2 protein-coding genes and 1 pseudogene are annotated in these 2,106 nt (G+C 59.3%); all 3 read left to right on the top strand.

Annotated features, from left to right (window positions below; genetic code table 11):
* The first annotated feature begins 171 nt into the window (after positions 1-171).
* Positions 172-1,305, top strand: coding sequence for a tyrosine-type recombinase/integrase (locus ABZW74_RS24510; protein ID WP_355280109.1), 1,134 nt, complete (start codon positions 172-174; stop codon positions 1,303-1,305).
* On the top strand, positions 1,302-1,667 hold the full coding sequence (locus ABZW74_RS24505; RefSeq protein WP_355280107.1) for a helix-turn-helix transcriptional regulator: 366 nt from the start codon (positions 1,302-1,304) through the stop codon (positions 1,665-1,667). The genes ABZW74_RS24510 and ABZW74_RS24505 overlap by 4 nt, the downstream gene beginning before the upstream one ends.
* A pseudogene (locus ABZW74_RS24500) lies at positions 1,642-2,106 on the top strand (Fis family transcriptional regulator); the annotation flags it as partial. The gene ABZW74_RS24505 and the pseudogene ABZW74_RS24500, both read left to right, overlap by 26 nt.

Here is a 2,106-nt window from a genome sequence, read left to right as displayed (position 1 = left end):
AAAGGAGACGAGTTCAAACAGATGAGAGAACTCGACCTGGCGGATCTGGAGCGAAACTGCTGGCTACGACCCGTGGCGTATTGCCGGGTCGCGGCGGTTCAGTAGCCCGCCCTGCAGATCAGCATCGGTAAATGCAAACAGATGAGAGATTCTCGCGCTACACTTGCGTTCATGCAGAGTGTTCCAGGACGGCTGCCAGAGTTCCTGTCGAACGGCGTCGTCGGGCTGCTGCGACCCGAGGATCGAGTGTTCGAGGCGATGCTCGATGGCTGGCGAGCGCAAATGCTGGCCCGTGGACTCGGGGTGCCATTCATTCAGTCATCGTGCAGCCTGGTGTCTCGCTTCCAAAAGCACTCCAACGAGTACCCGTGGGCCTGGCAGCCGATCCACGTCGATGAGTTCCTGGCTGATCGACGAACCGGGCCAAAATCTGTCTCAGTGTCGACACTGCGCGCGAACGCTGGCACGATCAGGGCCTTCTGCTATTACGTCACTGACGAAAGGTATGGGTGGGCTGCTTTCTGCAGCAAGGCATTTGGCGATGTTCCCGCCCAAGTTGTGTTCGAGTGGAACACGCCGCGCCACAAGACCGATGACGCCATTCCGGCAGACCGGCGCAGCTTCACTCAGAGCGAGTTGCAGACGTTCTTCGATGCCTGCGATGACCTCGTTGATCGAGAGTTCGCCAAAGGTTCGAAGCGTTGGCTACCACTGATGCGAGACTCAACTGCGTTCAAGGTGTGCTATGCCTACGGTTTGCGCCGTCTGGAACTTGCCATGCTCGACTACCACGACTTCGGCCCCAATCCGCACGTAGGCAAGTACGGCCGCTATGGCGCTGTTCAGGTCCGTTACGCCAAAGGTATGTCGGGATCGGGACCGCGCCGTCGCACTGTTCTCACGGTGCCTGAGTTCGACTGGGTGGTCGGCCTTCTCGATCATTGGCTCTCGTCGCAAGGACGTGAGCAGTTCGCCACGGCGGACCGCTCGGCGTCGTTGTGGCCGTCGGAACGCGCCGGCGCCACGGGCATCCGCAACTTCAATCGCACGTTCACCACGGTCCGCGAACTGGCAGGGCTGCCGACAGAGTTGAAGATGCACTGCTTGCGCCACTCCTATGTCACTCATCTCCTCGAAGCCGGATACGATCCGATGTTTGTTCAGCAGCAAGTCGGCCACGCCTACTCATCGACCACTGCGCTCTACACCTCGGTCTCTGCAGACTTCAAACAGAAGACCATTCAACGAATGATCCAGCAACGAATCGTCACACGTGACGTAACAGATGCAGGGAAGGATACGTGAGCGAGCAACGTCGGGTCGGCTACCACTGGAATCTGCGCCAACGAATGGCCGATCACAACCTCTGGAAGACAACGGAACTCATCCCTCTGCTGAAGTCCCGTGGTATCAACTTGTCGAATGCCCAAGTCCACCGACTGGTGACTGGCACACCCGAGCGGATCCCTGCACGCACGTTCGCCGCGCTATGCGACATCCTTGAATGCACGCCAAACGATCTGTTTGAACCGTACGTGGAGATGCGTGCTGCAGCTACGGCGGACGCACCAGCAAGCCCGGCCGATCTCGGAATTGGCGAGAAGCGCTCCGTTGCCCGGCGAATCCGAGTCGTCCGCAGCGATGATGACGATGGCAAGACCACGTAAACCCGAAGACCCACAGCGATGGGAAGTCCCGTGCGACCGATGCGGTGAGCACCGAGAATGTGTCGTCACCTGGCAGGGCCTTGGGGTGTGCGGCTATTGCTACCAAGCAGCCAAACGTACCCGCGGTGTGTGCCCGTGCGGTCACGATGGAGTGTTACCGGGAATCATCAATGGCCAACCGGCGTGCCGCAAGTGCACAGGGATCAAACTCAACGTCGACTGCGTTGAGTGCGGCGCCGAGGAGGAACTCTACGCACAGGGGCGCTGCTGGCGATGCGTCCTGGGAGCGACCGTCGACCGACTATTGACGAATCCAGAGACCCGTGTCATCAACGATGAGCTGAAACCCTTTGCAGCTGCCTTGAAGTCAATGAAACGGGCCAACAGCGGTCTGACCTGGATCAACCAAGAACATGTCACGGCATTCCTCACTGAGCTG

Source organism: Gordonia sp. NPDC003585, from assembly GCF_040610755.1.
Taxonomy (GTDB): domain Bacteria; phylum Actinomycetota; class Actinomycetes; order Mycobacteriales; family Mycobacteriaceae; genus Gordonia.
The sequence above is the reverse complement of the archived record's forward strand: the minus strand, read 5'-3'. Positions and strand labels throughout refer to the sequence as shown.

Excerpts from the sequence above, each read along its gene's own strand:
- ABZW74_RS24510 (WP_355280109.1), top strand. The coding sequence starts at position 172 with ATGCAGAGTGTTCCAGGACGGCTGCCAGAGTTCCTGTCGAACGGCGTC.